Source organism: Leifsonia sp. McL0607 (assembly GCF_049993355.1).
In the GTDB taxonomy this organism is placed as follows: domain Bacteria; phylum Actinomycetota; class Actinomycetes; order Actinomycetales; family Microbacteriaceae; genus Leifsonia.
Genome location: NZ_CP188253.1, coordinates 2,243,740 through 2,260,447 on the forward strand (window position 1 = coordinate 2,243,740; position 16,708 = coordinate 2,260,447).

Genomic DNA, 16,708 nt, shown 5'->3' on the forward strand with positions numbered 1-16,708 from the left:
TGCTCCGTGGCAAAACTGTATTTCCGCTACGGCGCGATGAACAGCGGCAAGAGCACGGCCATGCTGCAGGCGGCCTACAACTACGAGGAGCGCGGGCATCGGGTGCTGCTCGCCAAGCCCGAGATCGACACCAAGGGCGACATGGGCATCCTGTCGCGGCTCGGTGTGACCCGGCAGGTGGACTTCCTGATCGCTCCGGAGACCGACGCGTACCGCAAGTTCCAGCAGCATCGGGAGCGCACGATCAAGCGCTTCGACCGCGATGTGAGCGCGCTGCTGGTCGATGAAGCGCAGTTCCTCACCGAGGCGCAGGTCGACGACCTGCTGCGGATCGCGCTACTCGACGACATCCCCGTGATCGCCTACGGCATCCGCACCGACTTCCAGACGGTCGCGTTCCCCGGCAGCAGGCGGCTCCTGGAGGTCGCCCATAGCCTCGAGGAGCTGAAGACGATCTGCCGCTGCGGCCGCAAGGCCATCTTCAACGCGCGCCGGATCGACGGCGTCTTCGTCTTCGACGGCGACCAGGTCGCCATCGACGGCGCCTCGGTCAGCTACGAAGCGCTGTGCGGCAACTGCTACCTGGAGGAGAGCCACGGTGTGTTGAACAACGGCCGGAGGCACTGGCCGCCCAGCGCGGCGACCGCCTACGACAGCGAACCGGATTCGGACTTCACCTGATGCGCATCTCCGTCATCGGCTGTGGGTATTTGGGTGCTGTGCATGCGGCGGCGATGGCCGATTTGGGTCACACGGTGGTGGGTGTGGATGTGGATGAGGTGAAGATCGCGGCGTTGTCGCAGGCGCGGGCGCCGTTCTTCGAGCCGGGTCTGCCGGAGGTGTTGGCGTCGGCGATGGCGAGTGGGCGGTTGCGGTTCACGACGGATTTTGCTGCGGTGGCGGATGCGGATGTGCATTTCGTGGCGGTCGGGACGCCGCAGTCCTCTGATGGGGATGCTGCTGATCTGCGGTTCGTGGATGCGGCGTTCGAGTCGTTGTTGGAGCAGGTGTCGCCGGGGGATGTGATCGTGGGGAAGTCGACGGTCCCGGTTGGGACGGCTTCCCGGTTGGCGGGGTTGGTGGCGCAGCGGGTGCCGGGGGCGACGTTGGTGTGGAACCCGGAGTTTTTGCGGGAGGGGTTCGCGGTGCAGGACACCGTGTCCCCGGACCGGTTGGTGTATGGGGTGCCTGCGGGTGAGGCGGGTGTGCGGGCGGCTCGGATCCTGGATGAGGTGTATGCCAGCGCGGTCGGTGCCGGCACTCCGGTGATCGTGACGGATTATGCGACGGCGGAGTTGGTGAAGGTCGCCGCGAACGCGTTCCTGGCCACGAAGATCTCCTTCATCAACGCGATGGCCGAGATCGCGGAGGTCACCGGCGCCGACGTGACCCGGCTGGCCGACGCGATCGGGCACGATGCCCGGATCGGGCGCCGGTTCCTGAACGCCGGGGTCGGTTTCGGTGGCGGCTGCCTGCCCAAAGACATCCGTGCGTTCTCCGCCCGCGCCCGCGAACTCGGCCGTGGCGAGTCGGTGCGGTTCCTGGACGAGGTCGACCAGATCAACCTGCGCCGCCGGCAACGCGTCGTCGACCTGGTCCGGGAAGAATCCGGGCACCTGGACGGGGTGAAGGTCGCCGTCCTCGGGTTGGCGTTCAAACCCCACTCCGACGACATCCGCGACTCCCCCGCCCTCGACATCGCCCTCCGGCTGGCCGACAACGGCGCCATCGTGACCGCCACCGACCCCGAAGCCAACCCCAACACCCGAAAGCGCGCACCCCACCTCACCCTCGTCGACACCGCAGCCGACGCCGTCATCGACGCCGACATCGTCATCCTGATCACCGAATGGCCCGAGTTCACCGCACTGAACCCCCACGAAGTCGGCGACCTCGTCTCCCACAAGATCATCATCGACGGCCGCAACGCCCTCGACCCCGAAACCTGGCAAACAGCCGGCTGGCGCTACCGCGGCCTCGGCCGCTAACACTCAACCGCCGCCAGCGACACCGTGCGCCCTCGTTTGGGGGGCAGTTGGGTACTGGGGATAAAACTGAGGATTTGTTACCTTTAACCCCATGGCGACCGGTCTCTCGCATGAAGAAGCGCCGCCGCGGCCAGCGGCACCGCCTCCTGAGTCGCGCCGCCGTCGAAGCCCTCTGGGCCTCGTCCTGATCATCGTCGGCATCCTGCTCCTGTTCGCCGTGGCGTGGATCGGCGCCCGAGCCTACCTGGCACACCAGGAGCTCGCCGCGGCCGCGCCTGACGTGCAGGTGGTGCGCTCGGCAGTCGAGTCGGGGGAGGCTGCCCGAGCCGCCGCGGCCGCTGCCGACCTCCAGAAGCGCGCTCACCACGCGGCGACGCTCACGAGCGACCCGGTATGGCAGGCGGCGGAGATCATCCCGTGGATCGGTCCGAACCTGGCCGCCGTGAGAACCGTCGCGTCCGCCACCGATACACTTGCGCACGACGTCGTGCGTCCGTTGGTGTCCGTCGCCGGCTCCGCGGATCCCCGAGACCTGAAGCTGTCGGGCGGAAAGATCGACCTGAAACCGCTGCTCACCGCCCAACCCGTCGTGGAGAAGGCGCAGACAGCGTTCGAGTCCGCCCAGCAGGAGATGGCCTCCATCGACGACCGGAGCGTCATCGTGCCGATCGCGACGGCCGTCGACAAGCTGCGCAGCGCCATGACGTCGGTCGCTCCCGACCTGGAGGCCGCCGGCAACACGGCGCGGCTGCTCCCGGGGATGCTCGGCGCCACGGGGCCCCATTCCTATTTGATCGTGGCGCAGAACCCGGCGGAACTGCGGGCGACGGGAGGCCTCATCGGCTCGGTCGCGCTGGTCACGACCGACAAGGGCGCCATCGCGCTGACCGCGGAGGCCGCCGGCACCTCCATCGGGCCCTGGCCGGAGCCGGTCTTCGCTGTGCCGACGTCGACGACCGACCTGTACGGACCGCTCGTCGGCCGCTATCTGCAGGACGTCAACTTCACGCCGGACTTCCCGCTCGCGGCGCGCACCGCCGCCGCGATGTGGGTGAAGGCGCACGGCGGCGTGGTCGACGGCGTCATCACGGTCGACCCTGTCGTGTTGAGCACGCTGCTGCGCGCCACCGGCCCGGTCACGCTGCCGTCGGGCGACGTGCTCACCTCGTCGAACGCGGTCTCTCTGCTGCTGAGCGGGATCTACGCCCGGTTTCCGAACCAGCCGAGCCTCCAGGACGCGTTCTTCTCCTCCGCGACGACGGCGCTCTTCAGCAAGATCGCGAGCGGGGGAGCCGACGGGAAGGCCCTCGCTACTGCGCTCACGGCTGCCGGATCGTCCGACCGGCTGCGGATCTGGAGCTCACGGCCGTCGGAGCAGTCGGTGCTGCAGTCGACGACGCTCGCCGGCAATCTGCCGGTGTCTGATCCGCAGACGACCGCGCTCGGCGTGTACTTCAACGACGCGACCGGCTCGAAGATGGACTACTACCTGTCGACCTCGGTCGCAGCCGGCGCCGCGGTGTGCCGCCTGGACGACAAGATCACGTCGGTCCTGCATGTCACGCTGAAGAACAATGCGCCGGCGAACGCCGCGACCGCGCTGCCCGCGTACGTGACCGGAAATGGCACGTACGAAGTCCCTGCGGGCTCGATCCGCACGCGGATCGCGTTCTACGGGCCGGAGAAGGGCTTCCTCGCCGGGGTGAAGAGCAAGGGCGCCGATCTGCCGTCGCTCGCCGGCACCGATAAGGGGCGGCCGGTCGCCGTCGTGGAGGTGCAGCTCGCGCCGGGGGAGTCCACCTCGATCGACGTGGAGTTCCTGGGCACCCTCCAGAAGGCGCCGGGGCTGACGGTCGCCGTCACCCCCACATTGAAGGGGGACGGGACCACCCCCGATGTGGGGGCGCGAACCGCGATAGGAACCGTTGCCGTCCCGTGCACCGCCAGCGTAAAGTGAGAATTAATCACTAACCCGACAGGTCGCCGGGTCGAGGGGAAGGCGTACCCGATGTTGAAGAAGATCCTGGCGGCGGCGGCCGTCACCGCGGCGCTGCTCCTCGCGGCGCCTGCGGCCGCGAACGCAGTGGACTACCCGAGTGGAGCTCCCTGCACGTTCGATGTGAGCACCCCTCAGGCTGGAAACTCGGCGACGCTCACCTGCGTGCCGGACAGCTGGGGCAACGGCGAGACCATCACGTGGGTCGCCAGCGGCTCTGACGTCGCGAGCATCGTCATGGCGAGCTCCGTGAGCGCGAATGCCGACGGGAGCGATGTCCTGCTCGTCACGCTGCCAGCCGACGCGAGCGGCACCTACACGATCACCGGCACCGGCGCGAGCAGCGGTCATATCTACTCCGCATCCCTGACCGTGGTCCCGGCCGACGCGTCCGCGTCGACCATCAACGACCCGGGCAGCTCGGGCCTCGCCGACACCGGCTCCGTGATCGCGGAGTGGGCGCTCTGGACGGGCGCCGGCCTCTTGGTCGTCGGGCTCGTGAGCGTCGCGATCGCAGCATGGATGCGCAAGGTGCGATCATCCTGACCGCACGACGGTAGGGCCCACCTCCGAGCGGGAATGGGCGGAGGGTGACAGCGGTTGCCCTCCGGTGTGACTCCCACCGGCATCCCCCTCAACGTCCTCGACCTCGCCAGCAGACCCGCCGGCGGCAGCAACGCCGACGCCGTAGCCGGGACGATCCGCCTCGCACGAGAGGCCGAGCGTCTCGGCTACGGTCGTTTCTGGGTCGCCGAGCACCACGGGATGCCGGCCATCGCCTCCAGCGCCCCCGCCGTCCTCATCGCCGGAATCGCTGCGGCGACCGAGCGCATCCGGGTCGGCTCGGGCGGCGTGATGCTTCCCAACCACGCGCCACTGGTCGTCGCAGAGCAGTTCGGCACGCTTCGCGCCCTCTACGGCGACCGCATCGACCTCGGGATCGGCCGGGCTCCCGGCACCGACGGCGCGACCGCGATGGCGCTGCGGCGGAGCGCTGAGGGCCTCGGCGTCGACGACTTCCCCCAGCAGCTGCTCGACCTGTTCGGCTTCTTCTACGGCGGCATGAGCGACGCGAACCCGCTGCACACGATCACCGCCGTGCCAGGCTTCGGGGACGCTCCGCAGGTGTGGCTGCTCGGCTCCAGCGGCTACAGCGCGCAGGTCGCCGCCGCCCTCGGCCTCCCCTTCGCCTTCGCCCATCATTTCGCCGGAGAGAACACCGAGGCGGCGCTCGACCTGTACCGCTCGCGGTTCGAGCCGGGGCAGCAGTTGAGCGCGCCGCACACCATGATCGCCGTCAACGTGATCTCCGACGACGATCCCGCACAGGTGCGTGCGCTGTCCCTGCCCGGGCAGTTGTCGTTCCTCCGCATGCGTCGCGGCCTCAAGCCGCTGCCGGTGAGCGTCGAGGAGGCGCTCGCTTACGAGTTCAGCCCGGCCGAAGAGGAGTTCATCGCCACCCGCACTGCACGCCAGGCGATCGGAACGCCCGACCAGGTGAAGGCCAAGCTCGACTCGCTGATCGCCTCCACCGGTGTGGACGAGTTGATGGTGTCCTCCGGTGCTGCGACGGTGGAGGGCCGCGTCCGGTCGCTGGAGGTGGTCGCCGGGCTGCACGCGGCTCCATGACGGTGCGTGACGGCAGGGCGGGCGTTCGCCGACCCCCGGGGGTAGCGTTGGCCGCACCCCGACCCCCTCAGTGAAGGCGGTACCCGTATGGCACACGCACCCCACGTCGTCGGCGTGAGCGGAAGCCCGACCGCGCCCTCTCGCACGACTGTGCTGGTCGACGAAGTCGCCCGCTCGTTCGCCGACGCGACCGGCGGCACCTCGACCACGATCGAGCTCGCGCCGCTGCTCGCCGATCTGGGCGCCGCTGCGTTCCGCAGCGGCCTGAGCGCTCGGGTGCAGGAGGCGCTGGAGACAGTGGAGTCCGCCGACGTCGTCGTGGTCGGCTCGCCGGCCTACCGGGCGACCTACACCGGTCTGTTCAAGCTCTTCTTCGACCACATCGGCCAGTACACCCTCGTCGACAAGCCGATCGTGCTGACGGCGACCGGCGGCAGCGACCGCCACGCGCTCCTGGTGGAGCACCAGATGCGCCCGCTCTTCGGCTTCTTCCAGTCCCTCACGCTGCCGCTCGGCATCTACGCGGCCGAGTCCGACTTCACGGACTACGCCATTACGTCCGACGACCTCCGCGAACGCATCAACACAGCGGTCTCGCGCACCCTCCCGCTCATCCGCTCCCACATCGACCCGGAGTCGACCTACGCGACCGTGGACTTCGCGCGGCCGGATGCGTTCTGAGGGTTTGTGCTCTTCTGACAACAGTCTCGCTGGACCAGGATGTTGGGTGGCCCTATGGGTCGGCGCCTGCAAGAGCGATCCCAGCTGATGTTCATTGGCAGCCAAGGTGGGAAAGCATCACAGCGACCACAGTCCAGAGCGCTGGGAGGGCAATGCAACACACAGCTAGTATCGTGAGGCTTTTCCTTGACGACCATAGTGAGGCTCGTCGAATACAGAAGACGACGAGCCCGCCCTGCAGGAGTGGCTGGAAGACGAACGAGTAGGTCAATGCGACGAGGACACGGTCGTTCACGGCGAATGCGATTATGACTTGAAAAGGAATCAGGGCACTTACCGCGATGCCCACGAGGAACGCGACCATTACGACGCTTGTCCACGCCTGTTTCCTCGCCCGGACGACGTCTGTTCTCGCACGCAGACCCACATACCACGCGTTGAGAACAAACGAGCAAAGGTTCACGGATGCCAGGAAGAGGGCTTTGTCCCCTAAACCCGCGTAATTACCGCAAAGAGGCACGGCTCCGCTGAGAATGAGCGCCTGAGAACTTGCAAGCCACGTCATCCACCCCGATAGAAACATGATGGACGCGACGGAGTCGCGAGTTCTTGCCGGGGAGGGATGAGTCATAGGCCTGCGAAGAGCACCGCCGCGAACGCGCCTGCGATTTGATCCAACTCAACAGCCAGCTGCGGCGCCGTAGGAATTGGATTCGCACCTCCGGTCGTGCCGGGTCTGCGGACCTTCAGAAACTGGTCGCTGGGACCTTTGACCCAAATCGCATCGCTTGTGAAGAGGTGTCTGACGGCCTTCTTCGCGGTTTCAGGATTGCCATTGAATCGGACGTTCGTGAATTCTCGGCGTCGGTACTGGTAATCCTTCGCTGCGTTGGCCCAAATCTCCCGCATCGTCGTGGCGAGGGTGGCCTTGGGATTCGTGCGGGTGCCGTCGAAGTTGTCAAGAATGCTCATGGCAGCGAGGTAGGCGTCGATGTCGGCAATAAGGTCCCCGCAGCCGAAACCACTGACGTCTGAAGCCACAGTCTGACCACCGATCTGGTTCTTGAGCCAAGCGAAGGCGTCAGGGGCCTCGCCGCGGACCCGCGCGCGCTCGTATGCGTTCCAGGCCTGCACGAGGTCGAGCGCCCATGCGCCGAGGTCGCCGATCTGGGTCTCCGGAGAGCCCCCATACGTGCCGTATTGCAGGTAGCCGCGAGTCGAAGCGGCGAAATGCGCTATATCGTAGCCTGTGCTATCGAGCATCGTGTTTAAGGCGGCATGGCGAGCGTTGAGCTCGGCCACATCCTCGCCAATCATCGGAGTTCTGCGATAGTTCGGCAGTGTCCTTTCGAAAGCAGTCCGAGCTCTGCCAATCTCGCTGTCGTCTAGAAACGGCGTGTAAATCTGGAACTCGAAGGTCCACTGCTTAGGGTTGCCGGCTTCATCCGGCGCGCGCTGAAGAGTGTTGAGGACGATCTGCGTAAGGTCCGCGTTTGTGAGTTCGGGCTTGTTCTCGGCACGGAAGACCTCGGCTTGGAAGCAATACTCTTCGAAGGTCCAGAAGAGATTTGTGTCGTAATTGTCGAGAATCAACGGTGTGGGCGAAACGCTCGCGCGGCCTGCTGGCTTGGCTCGTGTGGATGCGGCGTTACGATCAATGTTGATCGTGATCCCGCCGCTGCTCAGTTTCGTCTCCTTGATCTGGTCGTAGGCCCAATTCTTCGGTAATGCGAAGCCCAGGTTGGCGCTCCAGCCCGTGGACAATCCCGCGACGAAAGAAGTTGCGGCCAGGCCATTCTCGGCGACTTGGACGCCGACGTTTCGCGGCCCGTAGCAGCCGACGGTGTAAGGGATACTGCTTGATAGTGCAACGCCCCGGTTGACCCCCCGGAAGTAGGGGATAACGAGCGCGTCGATCTCGTCGGCAGTAGCATCGGCGTCGATGGGAAAGTAAATTGTGGTTCCGGCGACGAACCCGAGTTGGCGCGCGCGAAGGGCGGCAGCGCGACCCTGACGATAACCGAAATTCTCGGCTCCGTATTCACGAAGTTCGTCGAGGTTGTTGTACTCCTGGTAGATAGGGAACACTGACAGCCCCGCCGCGAAAGCCACGTCGAGTTCGCCGGCTTGGATCGCCTTCTTCGGTCCATTGAGATAACGGCCGACGGCGCGGAAGCCCTGAGAATAGAGCAAGGATGCGGTAGCGGTTGTGAGCGGAGTATCTGTATCGCACGCCGTCACCGGCCGGTCAGGATCGCCCGTGCTGACGAGCAGCGAGGCCCACGTCGCGAAATCTGCCGAGCCGTGCGTCGGAAGCTCGCAGAACGACTGGAAGGCTTTCGCCGCAGTTTGCGTCTTACTCGAGTACTTCCCCGTGAAGTCGCTGTCGTACCCGTTGAAGATCAGCGCTGCCTGGAACAGCGAGACGAACCGTCGCTCGTCGTCGGAGGAACCGACCGACAGGTTGGCTTTGGATTTGAGACCCGATTGCGTGCCCGGCCCGAAATTCCCGTTCGCGGTGCCATCGGCCATGCCGAGCCCGAATTGGATCGCGTACATCAGCCCCTGTTGAACGTCGCGCGAGTAATGCCCGTCGCACGGCATGATGCGGAAGTCCTCACGCTCCCAATACGTGCCGTTGAGGAACTGCTGAACCGTGCGGACCGCAGCCTTGCCACCGTTCACCGCGACATACGCATCCATGTTCAGAAGACTCTTGAACACCTTCGGCGGCACAGTCGGCGATGAGCCGAGCCCCATGTCTGCGCGAATGGACGCCACCGCTGAGCCCACCTCAGCGGTGAAGGAGCCAACGCTCTTCGCCGGGTTCGATTCGCCGAACGGGACGATGGCACCGCCGGCGTATCCCTTGCACCACAACGCGCATTGAAGGATAGTGACCACGTTCTTGTTCTTGGTGAATCCAGCAGCAATCGTGCCGAACTTCGAGGTCAGAGTCGACATCGTGGTCGGTCCGAAGTTGTCGGACGGCGTCGAGATGCCGAGTTCGATCTGGAGCGCTCGGGTGAGCGCGTACATCGTCTGCCAACCGGTCGATCCGTCCTCCGTGATCGTGGCAAAACCTGACCTGCCCTTGTACGTTGCGTTCAGCCACTGCTGAGACTGGAGAACCAGGAGGTCCATCAGACCGTTCCTTTCGCTGCATCGGACTGTTCGACAGTCCCGGACTCGGTGACGTCGATGAAGGTGCTCCTACCGGTCGACCGGCGGGGGCGTGCGTCGTCCACGGACGTGTTGAACTCGGCCCGCGCGAAGACGATGCCTTCCGACGCGGTTGGATTCTCACCGTGAGGCTCCGGTGCGATGAAGACCTCGAGCGCGGAACCGACGGGCACCTCGAAGCTCGTTCGAGCTTCGACTCTCAACTCGGTGCTGACCCGCAAACTCTGGACCTGAAGTCGGCTGACATCGATGGGCACTCCATCGAGCGCCGCGCTTTCGATGACGAGTCGTTCGACCAGATTCGCATCGGCGGTAATGGTCACCGTTCCGGTCGGCGCCGGGCATGGTCCGACGTTGACGATGCGGACCAGATTCGGGACTCGATACGATCGCACCTTCGCTTGCTCGTGAACCTCGATTGTGGTCCACGCACCCGACACATCGACACCCCACGGCGCAACCGGGCGCGGCGTCACGGATCCGAGGAGGTCAAACGACTCGGTCCTGTCACTTCCCGGAGCGGTCAGGGTGAGAATCGCCGGCTGGAATTCGCCGAGGTTCTCGACCGGATAGAGCGGCCTCGGTGTCATGGGCAGACCGAGGCCGATCGACTCCGATTCTCCGCCGAAGCTGCGGTCGATTTCGAATGAGGCCCGCGATCGGCCGCCGCTGCTCGTTACTGCAGGAGACAAAGATCGAACCGATCCTCCCGTGAACAGCGTTGCCTTGCCCGGCGCGAAGACTCTCTCGTCAAATTCGACTACCACGCGCATGCCCGCCGCCACCTTGGCGACGGCACCCAATTCGATCACGCCAAACCAGTCCGCTGTGTACGCCGTCGCGAAGTCCTGACTGAAGGTTTCCACTGTTTGGGCGAGAAGGTGGTTCACCGTTATAGGGATCGAAGCTCCCGAATCTTGTGTTGCCGAAGCGGGATCCGGCTGAAGGAGATTCGAGAGCACGACACCTCCACCGCCGGCGAGAAGCATACGTCGACTGACCGTGTACATGAGACCTCCGGCTGACCCAAGCTGAAATGTATAGTCCTACAGTATGGATGTCAGTCACGGGAAGCTATGTGTCGATCGGTCCATGTCGCCGGCGGCCGATTCCGAAGACACGACCGCTGCTGCGTGCACGGAGGGCGTGCGGCCACTCGATGTGGACGGAGTGCTCAAGGCGACCGTTCGGCGACTGGAACAACTCGACCTTCCCCTCCCCGTCGTGGTCGACGAACAACGCGCCCAGATCATCGAGACGATCATTCGCGAGGTCGCCGCCGAAGTGCCGCAACTCGTCAACGCGCCGGGCGGGACAGGGCCGTTGTTGAGCTATGTCCCGGAGAGCGCGGATCTGGAGTTCGGGGCACTTCAGTCGCAGCGCACTGCGCACCCTGCGGAGAGCCTCATCGTCGCTGACATTCTCTTCGACACTGCGTTGCCTGAGGTCACGCATTGGGCACAGAGCGCGTTCGGTTGTGAGCCGATCGAGGTGGTCCGCGTGCTCCATCACGTCATTTGGCGTCGCTTTCCTGCGGGAGCGATCGGCTACACCGAAGGGCTGCGCCAGCGGCTCTTCGCGGCTGATCGGGAGTCGAGATTGAGGGTCTCTCGAGACCTGCATGATCGAGTCGCTCATGGCATTGCAGCCGCGATCCAACGAGTCGAGCTCGGGGTCGCTGCACGCGACACGGACATGGAGAATCTCGACGGAGCGCTCGGCATTCTGCGTGACACGCTTGAAGAAGTCAGAAGTATCGCCACCGACCTGCGGCGTCAGGTGGGAGAGCGCACGTTGGAGGAGTCCTTACAGGGCCTGGTGGACGAGAACCCAGTCGACCAAGTACGCGTCGAGCTGGAGGTGAGAGGCCGACAGTGCGCCCTCGCGCCGGTGGTCGCGGAAGAGGCATACCTTATCGCGCTCGAAGCCATCCGTAACGCGCGCGAGCACGCTTCGTCGGCGACGCGCATCGTCGTCTCGCTGATCCATGAACCGCACCGGGCAACTCTTTCGGTGACTGATGATGGGGCGGGCTTCGACAGTCGCCAACCATCTGTCTGTCGGGGCCTCGGCCTCCACGCGATGCAGGAGCGTGCGCTGGCATTAGGGGGCGTGCTCTCGATCGACTCGAAGCCAGGCAATGGCACCATCATCGAGCTCGTCGTGCCCCACCTTGGAGCCGAACGGTGAGCCGCGTCCGAATCGTGGTCGCCGATGATCATTCGCTCTTCCGGGACGGTCTACTGGCTTTGTTCCGGCTGGACCCGCACTTGGAAGTCGTAGGTGAAGCGTCACACGGCGAAGAAGCGATCGACGTCGTCACGCGCGTAGCTCCCGATGTTCTCCTTCTCGATGTGAGCATGCCGGGAATTCCGGTGCTCACGACGATCAACTTTGTACGACGCAGGAGCCCGCGTACTCGAATCGCGATCCTGACGATGCACGACGAGCTGGCGCTCCGCACCAGTCTTCTCGATGCTGGTGCCTCGGACTTCTGGTCGAAATCAGTTCCTAGCCGGGAGCTCGTCAAGAACATCAAAGAGCTCGTCCGGGCTCCCCAACGGGACAAGGTCCAGTACGCGCGCGGGCGCCGCCCGGCGGGCGGCCTCCTCTCTGCGCGAGAAGTGGACGTCGTGCGCCTCGTGGGAAACGCCCTGAGCAACAAGGAGATCGCCACCAGGCTCGGCATCGCCGAGGGGACTGTCAAACGGCACCTGAGCAGCATCTTCGCGAAGCTCGGCGCGACTACGCGATTGGACGCCGCGCGGAAGGCTGCTCGCCTGGGTCTTACGGTGCTCGAGTAGATGACGAAGGAGGCTCCCTCACCTGGTGAGGAGAGCCTCCTGTTTGTTGGTCGGGGTGACAGGATTTGAACCTGCGGCCTCTTCGTCCCGAACGAAGCGCGCTACCAAGCTGCGCCACACCCCGATGGCCAACGGCCTCAACAAGAATACACGAGGCGGAGGGGTGATCGTGACCATGTCTGGCGGGCGAGAGTCCCGGCGTATGAGCCAAAAGACATATCGACACTTGGATTTAGCGTGTCATAACGTTCGACGTGACATTCGACTATAGAAGGGCATCAGAATGACTCGTCTTCAGACAGACAGCCGAAAACGTACCGCGGTTCGAAGGGCACGGATAGTCGCGGCCGTCGCCGCCACCGGTCTGAGCCTCGGCGTCCTTGGGTTCGCGGCAACTCCTGCTCAGGCTGCCGCATGGTCCTTCACATGCGGAAACCCCGTGCCATATCAGTATCAATCGGCGACGTGGTCGACCGGCGCTCCTGATCGTTGCATGTGGGCAGAAGTGCAGGAAATGGCACGGATTGGCGGATATGCCGGCCCGATCGACGGAATCATGGGGCCGAACAGTTGGCGCGGTTTCCAAAATTACCTTGCGTGGGTGGGTGTAAATCCCGGGGTAGCAGATGGGATTCCCGGCCCGAATACATATCGAGCAATGCAGCGATTCGCGGGTCCGAACTACAACGGACCGATTGACGGTGTGATGGGTCCCAATAGCTGGAAGGGCTTTACGAGTTCACTTCACGCGGTCTACTACCACTAGGCCTAGCACGGGTGGGGGCATGAACTCTGAGGCGTCATGCTCCCACTCACGGCGCGTGACATGCGACTCGAAATGGCCGGGAAGAGGAATCGCTCTTGTGCTCGCAATTCGACGGACGTGGACGTTGTCAATCCGACGCCGTCAACGTCACGAGCGTCGCCTCCGGCCGGCACGCGAAGCGCACGGGAGCGTAGATCGAAGTGCCGAGCCCGGCCGAGACGTTCAGGTACGCCGCACGGAAGGCATGCCGCCAGATGCTCAGCCCCCTGACCTGCTGACGTGGGATGTCGCAGTTGGTGACCAGCGCGCCGAAGCCGGGAACGCAGACCTGGCCGCCGTGGGTATGTCCGGCGAAGATCATCGAGGCGCCGTACGTAACGAAGGCATCGAGAACCCGCCGGTAGGGGGCGTGGACGACGCCCAGGGTGACAGTCGGACGCTCGCCACGAGGCTCATCGTCGGGCCAGGTCGCGTCGTCGGAGTAGGGGTCGTTCTCGCGCAGCTCGTCCAGCGCGCCGGGGATGGCCTCCACTCGGTCGGCCTGGATGTGCGGGTCGTTCACGCCGAACAGCTCGAGGTGCGTGCCGTTGACGTCGAGGGCGCCTGCCGCGTTGTTGAGGTTCAGCCAGCCGAGGCTCTCGAAGTAGGCGGTGAGTGCCTTGTCGTCGAGGCGGGGGGCCGTAGTCGAGTGGCGCTTCGACGGGCCGAGGAAGTACTTGAGCGGGTTCTTCAGCTGCGGGCCGTAGTAGTCGTTCGACCCGTGCACGAACACGCCTGGCACGCCGCGGAAGGCGTCCAGGGCCGCTCGGATGCCCTCCAGGCCATTATCGTGGCTGAGATTGTCGCCGGTGTCGACGATCAGGTCGGGCTGGAACCGGGCCAACTCGCGCACCCACTGCTGCTTGTCGCTCTGCCACGGCGCCATGTGCAGATCGGACAGATGCAGCACCCGGATCGGCTTGGCTCCGGCCGGTAGCACCGGCACGCTCACCTCGCGCAGCGTGAAGGCGCGACGCTCGAAAAGCGACCCGTAGGCGAACGCTGCTGCGCCCGCACCGGCGAGCACCGCGAGCGCGGTGGTCACCGGGTGGAGGCCCGAGGAGCGCGGCACTAGCCGCCCGCTCCCTGACCGGGAGCTGGCGTGCTCTTCTGGAGGGTGAGCGTAATCTGGGTGCCGGCCTTCGCAGCAGTGCCTGCGCCCGGTTCCATCGCGTGGACGATGTCGTCGGGGGAGGGGCCGCCGCCGTTGACCTTGACGCCGAAGCCGGCCGCGGTCAGCGCCCTCTGCGCGTCGGAGAACTTCTGGCCGACCACGTTCGGAATGGCGACGAGGGAGCCGTTGCTCGTGTAGAGCGTCACGACCGTGCCCTTGCCGACGGACGAACCGGCGGCGGGGTTGCTCGAGGCGACCGTGCCAGCGGGCGCTGCCGAGTCCTGCGGGCCGCCGTCCGCGCTGTCGAGGCCGAGACCGGTGAGGATCGACTTGGCCTCGTCGAGCGACTTGCCGGTGAGATCGGGGACGGCGACCTGGATGCCGCGCATGAGCTTGTCATTGACAGACGCGAACTGATCGCCACCGTACTTCGCGACGGCAGCGGTCATCATCGCCTTCTGGACGTTTACACGTGCATTGGCAACCGTCGATCCATGAGACGGCCGGATAATGCGCATCGAGGTCGCGCCTTCGACGTTCCCGGCCCAGTAAGCGCCCGCGACCTTGGTAGTCGCGGCGACCAGCCAGACGTGCTCGGCGTTGTCAGTGGTACCTGTCTTGCCGAGCATGTCGACGCCCGACGTGTTCACACCGTACGCAGTTCCATTTGGGCCGAGGGGCTGCTGCAGGGCGTACTCCATTGCCGCTGCGACGTTCTCGTCGACCGCTTGAGAGCATGCCGACTTCGGAGGAACGACCTCCTTGCCGGTCCCGTCGACCATCTTGTCGATCGCGATGGGTGTGCAGACAACTCCCTTGTTGGCGATACCGGCGAATGCGGTCGCCATCGACAGCGGAGCGACCTCGTTGGTGCCGAGCACGCTCGCCGCCGTCGAGCCCAACTCCTTGTCGGGAACCGCGGAATGCACCCCGAACGCTTGTGCGTCCTGCTTGATCGCGCACAAGTCGAGCTGCTTCGCCATTCCGACGAAAGCGGTGTTGACGGAGCCGCGGGTGGCCTGGATGGCGTTCAGCGTACCGGGATTGCTGCCGTCGTCGTTCGTCGGCTTCCATGGGCCTGATCCGGACGATCCACAGGAGTTCTTGAACGGCCAGTTCGAGCCTCCGTACGTCTGCACCCGCGCGTTCACAGTTTCGTTGAGCGAATGGCCTTGCTTGAGCCACTCCGCGAGAGTGAAGACCTTGTAGGTCGATCCGGGTTGGAATCCGCTCGAACCTCCGTACTCGTAGTCGGTGCTGAAGTTGATCCCCGTGTAGACCGTTGGGTTGCTTGCCACGACGTCCGGGTCCTGCGTGTAATCCTTGTTCTGCGCCATGTACAGCACACGTCCGGTACCCGGCTGGACACCCACCAGTGCCGCGCCGACGTTCTGGTTGTAGTCCTTCGGCATCCAGCTGTCCAAGGTGTCCTCAGCAACCTTCTGGAGGTCGAGATCCAAGGACGTGTAGATCTTGTAACCACCCCGGTTGAACGCAGCAGCGCGTGTGTCTTGGTCGCTGCCGAAAGACGGATCGTTCAGGAAGACCTTCTGCACGTAGTAGCAGAAGTACGCAGCGCCTCCCGCGGTCTGGCACCCGCGGACGGACGGCGTGATGACCGGCGTGATCGGGGTCTTGACGGCCTCGTCGTACTGCGCCTTGGTCAGCTTCTTGTACTCGTACATCTTGTCGAGGATGTAGTCACGACGCTCTTTGTTCTTGGCGTAGCCGTTCGTGGCGCCGTTCGTCGTGGAGTCGGGGCTGTCGAGCTTGAGGCCGGTCGGCTCGTTCACGATGGCGACGAGGCTGGCGGCCTGCGCGGGGGTCAGAGCCGCGGCGGTGACGTTGTAGTAGTACCGGGCTGCTGCCTCGATGCCGTAGACCGAGCCACCGAAGCCGGCGATGTTGAGGTAACCCTCGAGGATCTGGTCCTTGGTGTACTTCTTCTCCAGACCGATGGCGTACTTCATCTCCTTGACCTTGCGGTCGGGCGTGACGCCCGTCGAGTCGTCGACGCAGGACTGGTACTTGTCTTTCTGCTCCTTGGTCTTGACCGGCATGGCCTCGCACTTCTGCAGCAGCACGTTCTTCACGTACTGCTGGGTGATCGAGGATCCGCCCTGCACGCCGCCGCCGGAAACAGTCGAGAGGACACCGCGCACGGTGCCCTGGATGTCGATGCCGCCGTGGCTGTAGAACCGTGGGTCCTCCCCGGCGATCGCCGCGTCTTTGACCGCCTGCGACATCTGGTCGAAGCCGACCGGGAGGCGGTTCTGGGAGTAGAAGGTCGCGAGCGCGACGTCGGAGCCGTCGGAGTTCTTCGCGTAGATGGTGGTCGGCTGGGCGAGCTGACCGATCTGGAGGTACTCGGGAAGACCCTCGAACACGCCGATACCATTGTTGGCGGCCATGCCGGTGACGGCGATGGCGGGGGTGACGGCAGCCGTGACCAGAAGACCGGCCACGGCACTCATGCCGACGAAAGCGCCGACTGCTCCGAGCACACCT

At 64.9% G+C, this 16,708-nt stretch carries 12 protein-coding genes and 1 tRNA gene; 8 read left to right on the forward strand and 5 right to left on the reverse strand.

All coding sequences use genetic code 11. The annotated features are described in order from the left end of the window. The first annotated feature begins 6 nt into the window (after positions 1-6). The 6 genes from ACPPVW_RS10850 to msuE all read left to right on the forward strand — a co-directional run bounded on the left by ACPPVW_RS10850 (position 7) and on the right by msuE (position 6,294). Positions 7-681: a thymidine kinase gene (locus tag ACPPVW_RS10850; protein WP_426623134.1), complete on the forward strand. Its 675-nt coding sequence runs from the start codon at positions 7-9 to the stop codon at positions 679-681. Beyond that, entirely contained in the window at positions 681-1,988 is a 1,308-nt protein-coding gene (locus tag ACPPVW_RS10855; RefSeq protein WP_426623135.1) for a UDP-glucose dehydrogenase family protein, read from the forward strand. Before ACPPVW_RS10850 ends, ACPPVW_RS10855 begins: the two co-directional genes overlap by 1 nt. Before the next feature lie 91 nt (positions 1,989-2,079). Beyond that, positions 2,080-3,945, forward strand: a complete 1,866-nt coding sequence (locus ACPPVW_RS10860) for a DUF4012 domain-containing protein (RefSeq protein WP_426623136.1) — start codon at positions 2,080-2,082, stop codon at positions 3,943-3,945. Between the two features lie 51 nt (positions 3,946-3,996). Beyond that, positions 3,997-4,530, forward strand: coding sequence for a hypothetical protein (locus tag ACPPVW_RS10865; protein ID WP_426623137.1), 534 nt, complete (start codon positions 3,997-3,999; stop codon positions 4,528-4,530). A 54-nt stretch (positions 4,531-4,584) separates the two neighbouring features. After that, a complete protein-coding gene (locus ACPPVW_RS10870) occupies positions 4,585-5,613 on the forward strand; it encodes an LLM class flavin-dependent oxidoreductase (RefSeq protein WP_426623138.1) in 1,029 nt (342 codons plus the stop codon). Between the two features lie 87 nt (positions 5,614-5,700). After that, complete coding sequence (gene msuE, locus ACPPVW_RS10875; RefSeq protein WP_426623139.1) at positions 5,701-6,294, forward strand: FMN reductase; 594 nt, start codon at positions 5,701-5,703, stop codon at positions 6,292-6,294. A gap of 627 nt (positions 6,295-6,921) precedes the next feature. Here the strand turns inward: msuE and ACPPVW_RS10880 are convergent. Together ACPPVW_RS10880 and ACPPVW_RS10885 are read right to left on the reverse strand one after the other, a co-directional pair. After that, positions 6,922-9,438, reverse strand: coding sequence for a glycoside hydrolase domain-containing protein (locus ACPPVW_RS10880; RefSeq protein ID WP_426623140.1), 2,517 nt, complete (start codon positions 9,436-9,438; stop codon positions 6,922-6,924). Next, positions 9,438-10,367: a hypothetical protein gene (locus ACPPVW_RS10885; RefSeq protein ID WP_426623141.1), complete on the reverse strand. Its 930-nt coding sequence runs from the start codon at positions 10,365-10,367 to the stop codon at positions 9,438-9,440. Before ACPPVW_RS10885 ends, ACPPVW_RS10880 begins: the two co-directional genes overlap by 1 nt. Before the next feature lie 280 nt (positions 10,368-10,647). On the opposite strand from ACPPVW_RS10885, the gene ACPPVW_RS10890 reads away from it, so the two are divergent. Next, positions 10,648-11,667 (forward strand): sensor histidine kinase, encoded by a 1,020-nt coding sequence (locus ACPPVW_RS10890; RefSeq protein ID WP_426623142.1) that lies wholly within the window; start codon positions 10,648-10,650, stop codon positions 11,665-11,667. After that, positions 11,664-12,281 (forward strand): response regulator, encoded by a 618-nt coding sequence (locus ACPPVW_RS10895; RefSeq protein ID WP_426623143.1) that lies wholly within the window; start codon positions 11,664-11,666, stop codon positions 12,279-12,281. The genes ACPPVW_RS10890 and ACPPVW_RS10895 overlap by 4 nt, the downstream gene beginning before the upstream one ends. 47 nt (positions 12,282-12,328) lie before the next feature. On the opposite strand, the gene ACPPVW_RS10900 is transcribed toward ACPPVW_RS10895, so the two are convergent. From ACPPVW_RS10900 to ACPPVW_RS10910, 3 genes are all read right to left on the reverse strand, one after another. Continuing rightward, a tRNA-Pro gene (locus ACPPVW_RS10900) sits at positions 12,329-12,405 on the reverse strand. Between the two features lie 769 nt (positions 12,406-13,174). Continuing rightward, on the reverse strand, positions 13,175-14,158 hold the full coding sequence (locus tag ACPPVW_RS10905; protein WP_426623144.1) for a metallophosphoesterase: 984 nt from the start codon (positions 14,156-14,158) through the stop codon (positions 13,175-13,177). After that, positions 14,158-16,704 (reverse strand): transglycosylase domain-containing protein, encoded by a 2,547-nt coding sequence (locus ACPPVW_RS10910; protein ID WP_426623145.1) that lies wholly within the window; start codon positions 16,702-16,704, stop codon positions 14,158-14,160. Before ACPPVW_RS10910 ends, ACPPVW_RS10905 begins: the two co-directional genes overlap by 1 nt. Positions 16,705-16,708 lie beyond the last annotated feature (4 nt).